Here is a 14,815-nt window from a genome sequence, read left to right on the forward strand (position 1 = left end):
CCGGGTTTCGCTCGCCGGCGGTTTGCCGGGGCAAAATGAGGCCCGGTTCACCGACTTTGTGCAGGCGTTCACAAGCGGTTACGGTGGTGGCAGCACCCCGCACGCCGAGCCGCGCTGCCGCGCGCCGAAGCCCCGGGCGCACCCCGCCACCATCTCGAGTCGACCCGCCTCCCGACCGCGCAGCACCGGGAACCGCAGCCCCCGGGTCGAGCGACGCAAGCCGGACCGCCGGGCCGGAACGAGGAGCCGACGAACGTGACAGAGCAGCACGAGACGCCCGGTGGCGTCTCCGGTGGGGCTCTGCGCGGGTCCGACGGTTCGAGACCGGGCGACGGCAGAAAAGACATTCCGCAGGCGACGGTCGCCCGGCTGGCGACCTATCTCCGCGTTCTCGCCGGGATCGCCGACGAGGGTGTTGCCATCGTATCGAGTGAGGAACTGGCTGTCGCGGCGGGTGTCAATTCCGCGAAGCTGCGCAAGGATCTCTCCTTCCTCGGCCCGAACGGCGTCCGCGGCGTCGGCTACGACGTGGTCAAGCTGCGCGCCAGGATCGAGGATGTGCTCGGGCTCGCCCAGGGCCACCGGGTGGTCCTGGTCGGAGCGGGCAACCTCGGCCGCGCCCTGGTCGGCTACGGCGGGTTCCGCCGCCGCGGCTTCAGCGTGGTCGGGATCTTCGACAGCGACCCGCGGCTGGTCGGCGCCGAGGTCGCCGGGCTCGCCGTCGCCGACGTCGCGCAGCTCACCGACCAGGTCGGCGCGCTGGCCCCGACCATCGCGGTGATCGCGGTGCCGGACGCCGCGGCCCAGCAGGTCTGCGACCGGCTGGTCGCGGCCGGGCTGCGCTCCATCCTCAGTTTCGCGCCCTGCGAGCTGCACGCCCCCGCGGCGGTGCAGATCCGCCGGGTCGACCTCGCGGTCGAGCTGCAGATGCTCTCCTTCGAGACGGCCCGCGACGCGCCGCCGCCCGAGGTCGCGCACGCCGTCTCCGGCCGGATCGCGCGCCGGGCGCCGGGTGCCCGCGGTGGCGGAGCCGCCAATCGAGTCAGCGGCCGCAGTCGATCGAATTCATCCCATTCGGCAACGGAGCCAAGCAGCAAGGGATCGGTGGTAACACCATGAGCGTTCTTCTCGTCGGTATCTCGCACCGCAGTGCGCCGGTGGCGGTGCTGGAGAAGGTGGCCGTCACCGACACCGACCGGCCCAAGCTGGTCGACCGGCTGCTCGCCTCCAGCCACGTCGCCGAGGCGATGATCCTCTCCACCTGCAACCGGGTCGAGGTCTACGCGGTCGTCGACGCCTTCCACGGCGGCCTCGCCGAGGTCGGCGAGCTGCTGACCAGGCACTCCGGGCTGCCGATGACCGAGCTCACCAGGCACGCCTACGTGCGCTACAGCGAGGCCGCAGCCGAGCACCTCTTCGCGGTGGCCAGCGGGCTCGACTCGATGGTGGTCGGCGAGCAGCAGGTGCTCGGCCAGATCCGCGGCGCCTATGCCTCCGCCGACGCGCAGCAGGCCGTCGGGCGCACCCTGCACGAGCTGGCCCAGCACGCGCTCCGGGTCGGCAAGCGGGTGCACTCGGAGACCGGCATCGACCGGGCCGGCGCCTCGGTGGTCTCGGTCGCGCTCGACCGCGCGCAGGAGATCGTCGGCACGCTGGCCGCCCGCACCGCGGTGGTGGTCGGCGCGGGCGCCATGGGCGGCCTCGCGGTCGCGCACCTGGCGCGGGCCGGGATCGAGCGGATCGTCGTGGTGAACCGGACGCTCGGCCGGGCGCAGCGGCTCGCCGAGATCGCCCGCGGCTACGGCGTCGAGGCCGAAGGGCTGGAGTTCTCCCGGCTGCCGGAGGCGATGGCAACGGCGGATGTCGTTGTCACCTGCACCGGGGCCGTCGGCGCGGTGGTGACGCTGGCCGACGTGCACCGCGCGCTGGCCGGGCGGGAATCCGCCGAGCGGCCGCTGGTCTTCTGCGACCTCGGGCTGCCGCGCGATGTCGAGCACGCCGTCGCCGGGCTGCCCGGCGTCTCGGTGATCGACATCGAGACGCTGCAGCACGACCCGGCCGCGGGCGCTGCCGCCGACGACACCACCGCCGCGCGCGGCATCGTCGCCGCCGAGCTGGCCAAGTACCTGGCCGGGCAGCGGATGGCCGAGGTGACGCCGACCGTCGCGGCGCTGCGGCAGCGCGCCGCCGAGGTGGTCGAGGCCGAGCTGCTGCGGCTGGACTCGCGGCTGCCAGGGCTGGCGAACCCGGAGCGCGACGAGGTCGCGCGCACGGTGCGCCGGGTGGTGGACAAGCTGCTGCACGCGCCGACGGTGCGGGTCAAGCAGCTGGCATCCACGCCGGGCGGCGACAGCTACGCCGAGGCGCTGCGCGAATTGTTCGAACTCAAACCGGGAGCGGCCCAGGCCGTCGCGGCACCCATGGAGGTGACCGCGCTCGGCGGGGAGGTTCCCGCCGGTCTCGCCGACGACTTCACCGCGGGACACCGCGGCGACGAACAGGGGCTTTCCTGATGACCATGGTGCACGAAGAGGGCGATGTGAGCGGTGTCGGCGCCCGCGCGCCGTGGCGCATCGGGACGAGGGGGAGCCTGCTCGCGCTGACCCAGGCCGGCACGGTGCGGGACGCGCTGGTCGCGGCCGGGCAGTCGGCCGAGCTGGTGGTGGTCAAGACCGCCGGCGACCTCTCCCAGGCGCCGGTGCAGGAGATCGGCGTCGGGGTCTTCACCACCGCGCTGCGCGACGAGCTCGCCTCCGGCGCGGTCGACATCGCGGTGCACTCCTACAAGGACCTGCCCACCGCGCAGGACCCGCGCTTCGTGATCGCCGCGGTGCCGCCGCGCGCCGACCCGAGGGACGCGCTGGTCGCGCGGGACGGCCTCGTGCTCGGCGAGCTGCCCGCGGGCTCCCGGATCGGGACCTCCGCGCCGCGCCGGGCGGCCCAGCTGCTCGCGCTCGGGCTCGGGCTGGAGATCGTTCCGCTGCGCGGCAACCTGGATACCAGGCTGCGCAAGGTCACCGATGGTGAGCTGGACGCGGTCGTCGTCGCCAGGGCCGGGCTGGTCCGGATCGAGCGGACCGACGCCGTCACCGAGGCGCTGGAGCCGGTGCAGATGCTGCCCGCGCCCGCCCAGGGGGCGCTCGCGATCGAGTGCCGGGTGGAGGACGCCGAGCTGATCGAGATCCTGCGCGGCCTCGACGACGCCGCGTCGCACGCCGCGGTCGTCGCCGAGCGCGGCCTGCTGGCCGAGCTGGAGGCGGGCTGCACCGCGCCGGTCGGCGCACTGGCCGAGGTCGTCGAGTCGCTCGACGACGACGGCCGCATCGTCGATGAGCTCTCGCTGCGCGGGTGCGCCGCCGCGATCGACGGCTCGGACGTGGTCCGCGCCTCGATCGTCGGTGCGCCGGAGCGGGCGGACGAGCTCGGCAGAGCGCTCGCCAGGGAATTGCTCGACCTCGGCGCACGCGAACTGCTCGGGGCCGCCGGAGCGGCGCGCCCGGAGATCGCCGCGGGGGACGGCGACCCCACCCAGCGGACGGCGCCGCCGTCCGCCGCTGACGTCACCCACCCCAGTCCGATGGAGAACACCCGATGAGCCGATCCCATAAGAAGCAACCCGGGCGCATCCTGTTCGTCGGCTCCGGCCCCGGTGATCCGGCGCTGCTCACCGTGCGCGCCAGGGAGGTCATCGGCCGGGCCACGCTCGCCTTCACCGACCCCGACGTGGACCGGGGCGTGCTCGCGCTCATCGGCTCCGCGGTGGCGGAGGGTGAGGACGGCGAGCGCGCGGTCGACGTGCGGCCCGCGCTCGGCGAGCCCGCCGAGGTCGCCAAGACGCTGATCGCCGAGGCCAAGGCAGGCAGCGACGTGGTCCGCGTGGTCGCGGGCGACCCGCTGACCACCGACTCGGTGATCGCCGAGGTCACCGCCGTCACCCGCTCGCACGTCGCCTTCGAGGTGCTGCCCGGGCTGCCGAACGGCTCCGCCGTGCCCAGCTACGCGGGCATCGCGCTCGGCTCCGGGCACACCGAGGCCGACGTGCGCGGCGAGGTCGACTGGGCGGCGCTGGCCGCGGCGCCCGGCCCGCTGGTGCTGCACGCCACCTCCGGGCACCTGGCCGAGACCGCGAGCGCGCTGGTCGAGCACGGCATGGCCCCGCAGACCCCGGTCGCGGTGACCGTGCGCGGCACCACCAGGCAGCAGCGCACCATCGAGGCCACGCTGGCCACGCTGAACAGCGCCGCCTCCGAGCTGGTCGGCCCGCTGGTGCTGACCATCGGCAAGGTGGTCTCCAGCCGCAGCAAGATGTCCTGGTGGGAGTCGCGCGCGCTGTACGGCTGGACCGTGCTCGTGCCGCGCACCAAGGACCAGGCCGCCGAGATGAGCGAGCGGCTGGTCACGCACGGCGCCATCCCGGCCGAGGTGCCGACCATCGCGGTGGAGCCGCCGCGCAGCCCGGCGCAGATGGAGCGCGCGGTCAAGGGGCTGGTCGACGGCCGCTACCAGTGGGTGGTCTTCACCTCGACCAACGCGGTGCGCGCGGTCTGGGAGAAGTTCGCCGAGTTCGGGCTGGACGCGCGCGCCTTCTCCGGCGTCAAGATCGCCTGCGTGGGCGAGGCCACCGCGGACCGGGTGCGCGCCTTCGGCATCAACCCGGAGCTGGTGCCGAGCGGGGAGCAGTCCTCCGAGGGGCTGCTCGCCGACTTCCCGCCCTACGACGACGTCTTCGACCCGGTGAACCGGGTGCTGCTGCCGCGCGCCGACATCGCCACCGAGACGCTCGCCGAGGGGCTGCGCGACCGCGGCTGGGAGATCGACGACGTCACCGCCTACCGCACCGTGCGGGCATCCCCGCCGCCCGCGGAGACCCGCGAGATGATCAAGACCGGCGGCTTCGACGCGGTGCTCTTCACCTCGTCCTCCACCGTGCGGAACCTGGTCGGCATCGCGGGCAAGCCGCACGCCCGCACCATCGTCGCCTGCATCGGCCCGAAGACGGCCGAGACCGCGGTGGAGTTCGGGCTGCGGGTGGATGTGCAGCCCGAGGTGGCACAGGTCGGCGCGCTGGTCGAGGCGCTGGCCGAGCACGCCGCGCGGCTGCGCGCCGAGGGGCTGCTCCCGCCGCCGCGCAAGAAGAGCCGCCGCAGCCGGTAGCGGCTCCCGCCGCAGGCGTAAGGTGCGAAAGATGACCGGAATCGACCGCCCGCGGCGGTTGCGCCGTACCCCGGCCCTGCGCCGCCTCGTCGCCGAAACCACGCTGGAGCCACGGCATCTGGTGCTGCCGATGTTCGTCGCCGACGGGCTGACCGAGGCGAGGGAGATCAGCTCCATGCCCGGCGTGCACCAGCACTCGCTCGACTCGCTGCGCAAGGCGGCGGCGGAGGCGGTCGAGGCCGGGGTCGGCGGGCTCATGCTCTTCGGCGTGCCGCTGGCCGAGGACAAGGACGCGGCCGGCAGCGGGGCGAGCGATCCGGACGGCATTCTCAACCGCGGGCTGCGGGCGCTCGCCGCCGAGGTCGGCGACGCCACCGTGATCATGGCCGACACCTGCCTGGACGAATTCACCGACCACGGCCACTGCGGCGTCGTCGCGGCGGACGGCAGCGTGGACAACGACGCGACGGTCGAGCGCTACGTCGAGATGGCGCTGGCCCAGGCCGAGGCCGGGGCCGATCTGCTCGGTACCAGCGGCATGATGGACGGGCAGGTCGGGGCGATCCGGGACGGGCTGGATGCCGCCGGGCACCTGGACACCGCGATCCTCGCCTACGCCGCCAAGTACGCATCGGCCTTCTACGGGCCGTTCCGCGAGGCCGTCGCCTCCTCGCTGCAGGGCGACCGGCGCACCTACCAGCAGGATCCGGCGAACCGGCGGGAGTCGCTGCGCGAGCTGGAGCTGGACCTGGCCGAGGGCGCCGACATCGTGATGGTCAAGCCTGCCATGTCCTACCTGGACATCCTGCGCGACGTCGCGGATCGCTCCACGGTGCCGGTCGCGGCGTACCAGATCTCCGGCGAGTACGCGATGATCACCGCCGCCGCCGAGCGCGGCTGGATCGACCGGCGCGGCTCGATCCTGGAGTCGCTGACCGGGATCCGCCGGGCGGGCGCCGACATCGTGCTCACCTACTGGGCGACCGAAGCGTCGCACTGGCTGCGATAGCGCCGATGAACGATTCCCCGACCCCGTCTCAGCAGGCGCCGCCGCCAAACGGGCCGTACCCGCCGCCGGTGCGGCCGGAGCCCGCCCCGAAGCCGACCGATATCGGCACCGCGCAGCAACTGTGGCTGGCGGTCATCGGTTTCGGGCTGATCCAGGTGATCGCCTCGGTGATCGCCGGCGTGCAGCAGCGCGGCTCGCTGGCCGAGCAGATGCGCGGTGACCTGGAGCGGGCCGGGCAGCCCGCCACCGAGGCCATGTCCGAGCTGATGGTCACGCTCGGCCTCGCGCTCGCCGTGCTGATCGGCATCGTGCTTGCCGGACTCGGTGTGCTCTTCGCGCACCTGCTCGGCAAGGGGCGGTTGTGGGCGCGCACCGTGCTCACCATCGCGGGGGTCTGGCTGGTGCTCATGGCGGCGGGCACGCTCTTCGCGCTGGACGGTGTCTCAGGCGCCGCGGCGCTCGCGGCAGGCGCGGCCACCCTGGTGCAGGGCGTACTGGCAGCCGGTGCCATATTTCTGGCGTACCGCCCGGACTCCACCGCCTACTTCCTGGTGAATCGCCGGTGAATCCCGTGCGAACCGGGTGCTGAGTTTGTCTCGGACACGCCTGCATGTATGGTGAGGGCTGTCACAGTGGACGTGAAGACCGTGAGTCGCCCGGACGAGGGGTGCTCACCAGCGGAGTTACTGCCGCGGTGAGATTCGCCCGACCGGCTCCGGAAGATCGGAGGCAACGATGCGCGTGGTCATCCAACAGCCGCAGAGCATTCGTCGGGACCTGCTCGTGCTGAGTCTGCTGATCCTGTTCGGCGTACTGACGGTCGCCGTGCTGTTGCTCCCAGGTCTGACCCGCTGATCCGATAGTGCTCTTCGCCGAACCGGGCGCGCGCTGGCGCAGCGTTGCCTACGGGCCCGTTCTCTGCGCGATCCTGCTCGTCGTCGAACTCACGACCGGTGCCCGGCCGCACTGGTTCGCGCTGATCTTCTGCGGGGTCGCCATCGGCGGCTTCGTCGCGCTGCAGGTGGTCGCCGGGCAGCGGCACGTGAGCGTCGAGCTCACCCCCGAGCAGCTGCGCCAGGGCACCGAGCTCCTTCCCCTGCGCGACATCGCCGCGGTGCTGCCCGAGCGCGACGACGACAACTGGGATGATCTGGACTGGGAGTCCGCCCGCGCGCTCGGCGAGCTGCACGGGGTGCCGCGCAGGCGCACCGGCGTCGGGCTGAAGCTGCGCAACGGTGCGCTGGTCCAGGGCTGGGCCCGCGACCACCGCGGTCTGCGCGCCGCCCTGGAGGCGGCGCTCGCCGACGCGGCGGCAGGCACGCCGCCGGGTGAACCGGCGAAGCCGAGCAGCCGGGCGAATCCGGTGGATGCCGCGGGCGCGGCCGACCCGGCCGGTTCCGGGATCGCGTCGCCAGCGGGTGCGCCCGCGCGGCTCGGGAAGTCCGGGGAGCCCGCTGCGCGCGGTGCCACCGCACCGGGTACCGTGCCCGCTGACGACGACCGGGAGGACGGGGCGCAGCGGTGAGGTACAGGATTGTGCGGGCGGCAGTGGGGGCGGTTCTCGCGCTCGCCGCCGTGCTCGCGGGTGTCCTCGCCTGGCGCAACGGCATCCGCACCACCGAGTTCGCGCCGTCCGGCGACGTCCCCGCCTTCGAGGCCACCCGGTACGCCGGCCCCTGGATCTTCCTCGCCGCCACCCTGCTCACGGTGGCCGGGCTGCTGCTGGTCGACGTCGTCGCGCAACTCGCGACGGCCCGGAATGCGAGCGCGGCGCACCGCGAACAGTAGTGTGTCCGTGGCGATTCCGGTCTGTCTGCCGGATCGCGGATTCTGCTCTACCAGCGAGAGGTTTTCTGTGAAGCGGTTCGTGGTGCGGTTCGGGATGGCGACGATGGCGGTCGCCGCGGTGGGGTTCGGCGCGGGGCAGGCGGTCGCCGCGCCGGGGCTGCCGCTGGAGCCCGCGGCCGCGCAGCCGGCCGGGCCGGTGCAGGCCGGGTTCGTGCCGGAGTCGGGTTCGGCGGGGCCGTACAACCACGCGATGTGCCTCCTGCACACGGTCTCCCCGCAGTTCCCCTGCATGTACACCTGACGATCTGCGGTGTGGATCACTCCACTACACCCTGTCGTCGAAGCCGCGCGCGGCGGCTGACACACTGGAGTTCGTGAGTTCTTCTCCGCGCGCGGCCGAGGGTTCGGTCCCGGTCTCCGCCCAGCTCTTCGACCGGGCCGCCGGGATCATCCCCGGCGGTGTCAATTCGCCGGTCCGGGCGTTCCACTCGGTCGGCGGGACGCCGCGGTTCATCGCCTCGGCGCACGGCTACACGCTCACCGACGCGGACGGCAACGACTACGTGGACCTGGTCTGCTCGTGGGGTCCGATGATCCTCGGCCACGCGCACCCGGCCGTGGTCGAGGCGGTGCGGGCGGCGGCGGGCGGCGGGCTGTCCTTCGGCGCGCCGACCGAGGCCGAGATCGAGCTGGCCGAGGCCATCGCCGAGCGGGTCGAGCCGGTGCGGCGGGTGCGGCTGGTGAACTCGGGCACCGAGGCCACCATGAGCGCGGTCCGGCTGGCCCGCGGCTTCACCGGCCGCACCAAGATCATCAAATTCGCCGGCTGCTACCACGGCCACGTGGACGCGCTGCTGGCCGAGGCGGGCTCGGGGGTCGCGACCCTCGGGCTGCCCACCTCGCCCGGCGTCACCGGCGCGCAGGCGAGCGACACCATCGTGCTGCCCTACAACGACCTGGACGCCGTCGCCGCGGCCTTCGCCGCGAATCCGGGCGAGATCGCCTGCGTGATCACCGAGGCCGCCGCGGGCAATATGGGCGCGGTGGCCCCGGCCGAGGGCTTCAACGCCGGGCTGAAGAAGCTCACCGAGGCCGACGGCGCGCTGCTGATCATGGATGAGGTCATGACCGGGTTCCGGGTGAGCCGGTCCGGGTGGTACGGCCGCGAGGGGGTCGCGGGCGATCTCTACACCTTCGGCAAGGTCATGAGCGGCGGACTGCCCGCCGCGGCGTTCGGCGGCCGCGCCGACGTCATGGAGCGGCTCGCGCCGCTCGGGCCGGTCTACCAGGCGGGCACGCTCTCCGGGAACCCGGTCGCGGTCGCGGCCGGGCTGGCCACCCTGCGCGCCGCCGACGACGCCGTCTACGCGGCGCTCGACCGCAATGCCGAGCGGCTCGGCGGGCTGCTCACCGACGCGCTGAGCGCGGCGGGGGTCGAGCACCGGGTCCAGTTCGCGGGCAATATGGTGAGCGTGTTCTTCGCCGACCGCCCGGTCACCGACTACACCTCCGCCAAGGCCGCCGCGACCTGGCGCTACCCGGCCTTCTTCCACGCCATGCTGAGCGCCGGGGTGTACCCGCCGCCGAGTGCGTTCGAGGCGTGGTTCGTGTCGGCGGCGCTCGACGAGGACGCATTCGCCCGCATCGCCGCCGCTCTGCCCGCCGCCGCTCGCGCGGCGGCCGCAGCCACCCCCGAAGGAACCCGCGCGTGAGCTCCGATCAGCCCACCCCCTCCGACCTCCCCGCCGAGCCCGCCGCCGACCGCCCCGCGGTCCGGCCGGTCACCCAGCACGAGCCGCCCGCGGTGGCCGAGCCGGTGGAGACCATCGTGCATGTGCTGCGCCACGGCGAGGTGCACAACCCGAACGGCATCCTCTACGGCAGGCTGCCCGGCTTCGGCCTCTCGGTGACCGGGCGGGCGCAGGCGGGCGCCGTCGCCCGCGCGCTCGCCGACCACGACCTCGCGCTGGTCATCGCCTCGCCGCTGCAGCGCGCGCAGGAGACGGCGGAGCCGATCGCCGCGGCGCACGGCATCGCGATCCGCACCGATGAGAACCTGATCGAGGCGGGGAACACCTTCGAGGGCCTGCGCGTCTCGGTCGGCGACGGCGCGCTGCGCAAGCCGAGGCACTGGTGGAAGCTGCGCGACCCGTTCACCCCGTCCTGGGGCGAGCCCTACCTGCAGATCGCGCACCGCATGCTGGCCGCGGTGAACAAGGCGCGGGTGGAGGCGAGCGGCCGCGAGGTGGTGCTGGTCTCGCACCAGCTGCCGGTGTGGACGCTGCGCCGCTTCCTGCAGGGGCAGCGGCTCTGGCACGACCCGCGCAGCAGGCAGTGCTCGCTCGCCTCGCTGACCTCGCTGGTGTACGAGGGCGACACCCTGGTCGACATCGTCTATTCCGAGCCCGCGGGTAGTTCGGATCCTAGGAAGACCGGGGCATGAGCTGTTCCACCGTGCGTCCCCGGCGGATCGGGCCGGTGTTGCTCGCGTGCGTGGCCCTGGTGGCCGCGCTCGCGGGCTGCGCCACCGGTACCGACGCGGTGGCGTCCGGTGGCACCTTCGACTTCGTCTCGCCCGGCGGCAAGACCGACATCGTCTACGACCCGCCCGCGAGCCGGGGCACCATCGGCGCGCTGGCCGGCCCCGACCTGATGAACGACGGGAAGACGGTCTCGGTCGCCGACTTCCCCGGCCAGGTCGTCGTGCTGAACCTGTGGGGGCAGTGGTGCGGGCCGTGCCGGGCCGAGGTGCCCGCGCTGGAGCAGGTGTACGAGCGGACGCGGGATCGGGGCGTCGCCTTCGTCGGCATCAACGTCCGCGACCCGCAGCAGGACAAGGCGAAGGATTTCGTGGTCGACAACAAGGTCGGCTACCCCTCGATCTACGACCCGTCCATGCGCACCCTGCTCGCGCTCGGCGGAGACTTCCCCACCAGCGTCATCCCGACCACGCTCGTGCTCGACCGGCAGCACCGGGTCGCGGCGGTCTTCCTGCGCGCCCTGCTCGCCGAGGACCTGCAGCCGGTGGTGGAGCGGCTCGCGGGCGAGGACCCGTCGTGAGCACCGTGGTGGTGCTGGCGGGGGTGGGGGATTCGTTCCAGCAGACGGCGGCGAGCGGGCCGCTCGTGCTCGCGCTCGGCGCGTGCCTGCTGGCCGGGCTGGTCTCCTTCGCCTCGCCGTGCGTGGTGCCGCTGGTCCCCGGCTACCTCTCCTACCTGGCCGGGCTGGTCGGCGCGGAGGCGCCACCGGTGACGCCGACCGAGGCGCGGAGCCGGCGCGGCACCGCGCACCGCGCGATGCGCGACCCGGTGCGCGGCGCCGCGGGCAGCCCTGCCCGCGCGAAGCCGGGCACTGACACGGCCGCCACTGCCGAGAGGGGCGCTGCCGACCCGGCCGCCGAGAAACGCGCTGCGCGCGCGGGCAGGCTACGGATCGCGGGGGCGGCCGGACTCTTCGTGCTCGGCTTCACCGTGGTCTTCGTGCTGGCGACCGCGACGGTGTTCGGCCTGATCCAGACCCTGAACGTGAACCGGGAGCTGCTGCAGCGGATCGGCGGTGTGCTCACCATCCTGATGGGGCTCGTCTTCATCGGCCTCGTCCCCGCGCTGCAGCGGGACACCAGGATGGAGCCGCGCCGGCTCACCGGGCTGCTCGGCGCCCCGCTGCTCGGCGGGGTCTTCGCGCTCGGCTGGACCCCGTGCCTCGGCCCGACGCTCTCCGGCGTGATGGCGGTGGCGGCGGGCACCGAGGGCGCGACCGCCGCGCGCGGCGTCACCCTGATCGTGGCCTACTGCCTCGGGCTCGGGCTGCCCTTCGTCGTGCTCGCCTTCGGCTCGGCGGGGGCGCTGCGCGGCGTCGGCTGGCTGCGCCGCAACTCCCGCACCATTCAGCTCATCGGGGGAATCCTGCTGGTCGCGGTGGGGGTCGCCCTGGTGACCGGGGCCTGGGACCAGTTCGTCGCGTGGGTGCGCGACGCCTTCGTCTCCGAGGTGACCCTGCCGATATGACCATGACCGACAGCCCGCCCGCCGCCACGCCCGCGCCGCCGCCGCGCCAGTCCCCGCTCGGCCGCGCGCTCGCCGCGGTGCGCAACACCTGGCGTGGCCTGACCAGCATGCGCACCGCGCTGGTGCTGCTCTTCCTGCTCGCGCTGGCCGCCATCCCCGGCGCGCTGCTGCCGCAGCGGAGCCTGAACGAGCAGAAGGTCGCGGAGTACATCGCGGACCGCCCCACGCTCGGCCCCTGGATGGACCGGTTCGAGCTGTTCGACGTCTTCTCCAGCTTCTGGTTCACCGCCGTCTACGTGCTGCTCTTCATCTCGCTGGTCGGCTGCATCCTGCCGCGCACGGTGGAGCACGCGCGGGCGCTGCGCACCCCGCCGGTGCGCGCCCCGCGCAATCTCGGCAGGCTGCCGCACCACTGGTCCGGCACCGACGAGCGCGACCCCGAGCAGGTGCTCGCCACCGCCGAGGCCGGGCTGAAGGGCTGGCGGGTGCGCCGCCGCGATGGCGAGCGCCCCGGCGAGCTGACGCTCTCCGCGGAGAAGGGCTACACCCGCGAGCTCGGCAACCTGGTCTTCCACCTCGCCCTGGTCGGGCTGCTGGTCGCGATCGCGGTGGGCAAGCTCTTCGGCTACGAGGGCACCGTCATCGTGATCGCGGACGACGGCCCCGGCTTCTGCAGCACCTCGCCCGCCGCCTTCGACTCGTTCCGCGCCGGCAACGTGAACGACGGCACCGGGATGACCCCGCTCTGCGTCCGGGTGCAAGACTTCCGCGCCGACTACCTGGACACCGGCCAGGCCGAGATGTTCACCTCGAACATCTCCTACCAGGCAGGCGCCGACCTGGCCGCGGGCACCTGGCGGGACACGACGCTCCGGGTGAACCACCCGCTCCGCGTCGCAGGCGACCGCGTCTACCTGCAGGGCCACGGCTACGCGCCGACCTTCACGGTCCGCTTCCCGAACGGCGAGACCCGCACCGAGACCATCCAGTGGCGCCCGGACGACGCGCGGACCTTCCTCTCCAGCGGCGTGCTCCGGATCGACCCGCCCGGCGGGCTCTTCGCGAACGAAGAAGAACGCAGGCGCAACCAGATCGCCATCGAGGGGCTCTTCGCGCCCACCGCGCTGCTGCACGGCGCCCTGCTCACCTCGTCCTTCCCGAGGATGGACGACCCGGCGGTCGCGGTCGACATCTACCGCGGCGACACCGGGCTCGACACCGGCCGCCCGCAGAACCTCTTCGCGCTGGATCAGGAGCTGGTCCGGCAGGGTCGGCTTACGAAGGAGGCGCGGGTGAACCTGCGCCCGGGCGAGTCCACCCAGCTCGCCAACGGCACCACGGTCACCTTCGACGGCGCGAAGGAGTTCGTGAACATCCAGGTGTCGCACGACCCGGCGCAGCAGTGGGTGCTGATCAGCGCGGTGACCATGATGGCCGGGTTGCTGGTCTCGCTGCTGGTGCGGCGGCGGCGGGTCTGGGTCCGGGTCTACCCGGCCGCGAGCGCACCCGGTACCGTTGACCAACGACGCACCGTAGTAGAGATGGGTGGGCTCGCCCGCACCGACCAGGCGGGCTGGGGCTCCGAGTTCGACCGGCTGCGCACCCGCTTGATCGACCCGAGCACGGGAGAACAGTGATGGAGATCGACGCGACCCTCGCGGGGTACAGCGACCTCGCCTTCAAGTCGGCCATCGTGGTGTACGCGCTGGTGCTGGTGCTGCTCCTGGTGCAGTACGCCTCGGCGCGCACCAGGCAGGTCGCGGCCCGCGAGCCCGCGCTGGTCGGGGCGGGGAACGACCCGGCGGTGCCGGGCAAGATCGTGGCGCCGCCGCAGCGGCCGCTGGCCGACCGGTTCGGCAACATGGCCTTCTCGGTGCTGGTGGTGGCGGTGGCGCTGCACTTGGCCTCGATCGTGCTGCGCGGCTTCGCGACGAACCGCTTCCCGCTCGGCAACATGTACGAGTTCGTCACCATGGCGACGGCGGCCGCGGTGCTGGTCGGCATGGTCTTCCTGCGCGAGCAGCGGTACCGCTCGATGTGGGTCTTCCTGCTGGTGCCGGTGCTGGTGCTGATGTTCCTCGGCGGCACCGTGCTCTACGCCGACGCGGCGCCGGTTGTGCCCGCGCTGCGCTCGTTCTGGCTGCCCATCCACGTGACCATCGTGAGCATCGGCAGCGGCGTCTTCCTGGTCTCCGGCATCGCCAGCCTGCTCTTCCTGTACCGGCTGCGGCAGCCGGAGGGCGGTGAAACGGACAATCTGCTCGGCGCCGTGGCGCGCAGGCTGCCGGATGCCCGCACCCTCGACCGGATCGCCTACCGGACCACGATCATCGGCTTCCCGCTCTTCGGGGCCGGCGTCATCCTCGGCGCGATCTGGGCCGAGGCGGCCTGGGGGCGGTTCTGGGGCTGGGACCCCAAGGAGACCTGCTCCTTCATCGCCTGGGTGCTCTACGCGGCGTACCTGCACGCCCGCGCGACCTCGGGCTGGCGCGACACCAGGGCGGCCTGGATCAACATCGCCGGTTTCGTCGCCATGCTGTTCAACCTGTTCATCATCAACCTGGTGATCAGCGGGCTGCACAGCTACGCGGGGCTCACCTAGCGGTCGCCGGCGCCACCCTTACCCGATTCGCCGTCCCGGTGCTGCTGGCGGGAGAGCCGCCAGAGGAACTCGGGGTCGTCGTCGGGGCCGACGGTCCGCGTGCGCTGGGGAGCACTGCTCCCGGCCGGGCCGAAGGCCTTCCAGCACAGCACCGCGATAGCTACCACCGCGATGAGTGCCAACAGGTACATCACGTCGCTCACCTCCTGGCTACGAGGGTAGCGGCGGTCCACGGTTAAGCCCAGTTTCGGGCGG

Annotated in this window: 15 protein-coding genes and 1 pseudogene; 15 read left to right on the plus strand and 1 reads right to left on the minus strand. The window is 73.2% G+C overall.

Annotated features, from left to right (window positions below):
• The first annotated feature begins 255 nt into the window (after positions 1–255).
• The 15 genes and pseudogenes from ACFUJ1_RS05435 (at position 256) to ccsB (ending at position 14,560) form a co-directional block, all read left to right on the plus strand.
• Positions 256–1,119: a redox-sensing transcriptional repressor Rex gene (locus ACFUJ1_RS05435; protein ID WP_378642771.1), complete on the plus strand. Its 864-nt coding sequence runs from the start codon at positions 256–258 to the stop codon at positions 1,117–1,119.
• A complete protein-coding gene (locus ACFUJ1_RS05440; RefSeq protein ID WP_378642773.1) occupies positions 1,116–2,513 on the plus strand; it encodes a glutamyl-tRNA reductase in 1,398 nt (465 codons plus the stop codon). Before ACFUJ1_RS05435 ends, ACFUJ1_RS05440 begins: the two co-directional genes overlap by 4 nt.
• Complete coding sequence (gene hemC / locus ACFUJ1_RS05445; RefSeq protein ID WP_378642775.1) at positions 2,513–3,595, plus strand: hydroxymethylbilane synthase; 1,083 nt, start codon at positions 2,513–2,515, stop codon at positions 3,593–3,595. Before ACFUJ1_RS05440 ends, hemC begins: the two co-directional genes overlap by 1 nt.
• Positions 3,592–5,154: a uroporphyrinogen-III synthase gene (locus ACFUJ1_RS05450; RefSeq protein ID WP_378642777.1), complete on the plus strand. Its 1,563-nt coding sequence runs from the start codon at positions 3,592–3,594 to the stop codon at positions 5,152–5,154. Before hemC ends, ACFUJ1_RS05450 begins: the two co-directional genes overlap by 4 nt.
• Before the next feature lie 31 nt (positions 5,155–5,185).
• Positions 5,186–6,163 (plus strand): porphobilinogen synthase, encoded by a 978-nt coding sequence (hemB, locus tag ACFUJ1_RS05455; RefSeq protein WP_378642780.1) that lies wholly within the window; start codon positions 5,186–5,188, stop codon positions 6,161–6,163.
• A gap of 5 nt (positions 6,164–6,168) precedes the next feature.
• Positions 6,169–6,729: a hypothetical protein gene (locus tag ACFUJ1_RS05460; protein ID WP_378642782.1), complete on the plus strand. Its 561-nt coding sequence runs from the start codon at positions 6,169–6,171 to the stop codon at positions 6,727–6,729.
• 293 nt (positions 6,730–7,022) lie between these two features.
• Positions 7,023–7,484: pseudogene (locus tag ACFUJ1_RS05465) on the plus strand (hypothetical protein); the annotation flags it as partial.
• Positions 7,485–7,711: 227 nt separating this feature from the next.
• Positions 7,712–7,951: a hypothetical protein gene (locus ACFUJ1_RS05470; protein ID WP_378642784.1), complete on the plus strand. Its 240-nt coding sequence runs from the start codon at positions 7,712–7,714 to the stop codon at positions 7,949–7,951.
• Positions 7,952–8,018: 67 nt separating this feature from the next.
• On the plus strand, positions 8,019–8,252 hold the full coding sequence (locus ACFUJ1_RS05475; RefSeq protein WP_378642786.1) for a hypothetical protein: 234 nt from the start codon (positions 8,019–8,021) through the stop codon (positions 8,250–8,252).
• Positions 8,253–8,325: 73 nt separating this feature from the next.
• Positions 8,326–9,663, plus strand: a complete 1,338-nt coding sequence (hemL, locus tag ACFUJ1_RS05480) for a glutamate-1-semialdehyde 2,1-aminomutase (protein ID WP_378642789.1) — start codon at positions 8,326–8,328, stop codon at positions 9,661–9,663.
• Positions 9,664–9,755: 92 nt separating this feature from the next.
• On the plus strand, positions 9,756–10,394 hold the full coding sequence (locus ACFUJ1_RS05485; protein ID WP_233021037.1) for a histidine phosphatase family protein: 639 nt from the start codon (positions 9,756–9,758) through the stop codon (positions 10,392–10,394).
• Positions 10,391–11,011 (plus strand): TlpA disulfide reductase family protein, encoded by a 621-nt coding sequence (locus ACFUJ1_RS05490; protein ID WP_378642791.1) that lies wholly within the window; start codon positions 10,391–10,393, stop codon positions 11,009–11,011. The genes ACFUJ1_RS05485 and ACFUJ1_RS05490 overlap by 4 nt, the downstream gene beginning before the upstream one ends.
• Positions 11,008–11,958 (plus strand): cytochrome c biogenesis CcdA family protein, encoded by a 951-nt coding sequence (locus ACFUJ1_RS05495; RefSeq protein WP_378642794.1) that lies wholly within the window; start codon positions 11,008–11,010, stop codon positions 11,956–11,958. The genes ACFUJ1_RS05490 and ACFUJ1_RS05495 overlap by 4 nt, the downstream gene beginning before the upstream one ends.
• Complete coding sequence (locus ACFUJ1_RS05500) at positions 11,955–13,595, plus strand: cytochrome c biogenesis protein ResB (RefSeq protein WP_378642796.1); 1,641 nt, start codon at positions 11,955–11,957, stop codon at positions 13,593–13,595. The genes ACFUJ1_RS05495 and ACFUJ1_RS05500 overlap by 4 nt, the downstream gene beginning before the upstream one ends.
• Entirely contained in the window at positions 13,595–14,560 is a 966-nt protein-coding gene (gene ccsB, locus ACFUJ1_RS05505) for a c-type cytochrome biogenesis protein CcsB (protein ID WP_378642799.1), read from the plus strand. The genes ACFUJ1_RS05500 and ccsB overlap by 1 nt, the downstream gene beginning before the upstream one ends.
• Here ccsB and ACFUJ1_RS05510 read toward each other — a convergent pair.
• Positions 14,557–14,754, minus strand: coding sequence for a hypothetical protein (locus ACFUJ1_RS05510; protein ID WP_378642970.1), 198 nt, complete (start codon positions 14,752–14,754; stop codon positions 14,557–14,559). The two genes, ccsB and ACFUJ1_RS05510, sit on opposite strands and share 4 nt — an antisense overlap.
• Positions 14,755–14,815: the final 61 nt, after the last annotated feature.

The sequence above is a fragment of the Nocardia sp. NPDC057227 genome (assembly GCF_042669725.1).
GTDB classification, from domain to species: domain Bacteria; phylum Actinomycetota; class Actinomycetes; order Mycobacteriales; family Mycobacteriaceae; genus Nocardia; species Nocardia asteroides_A.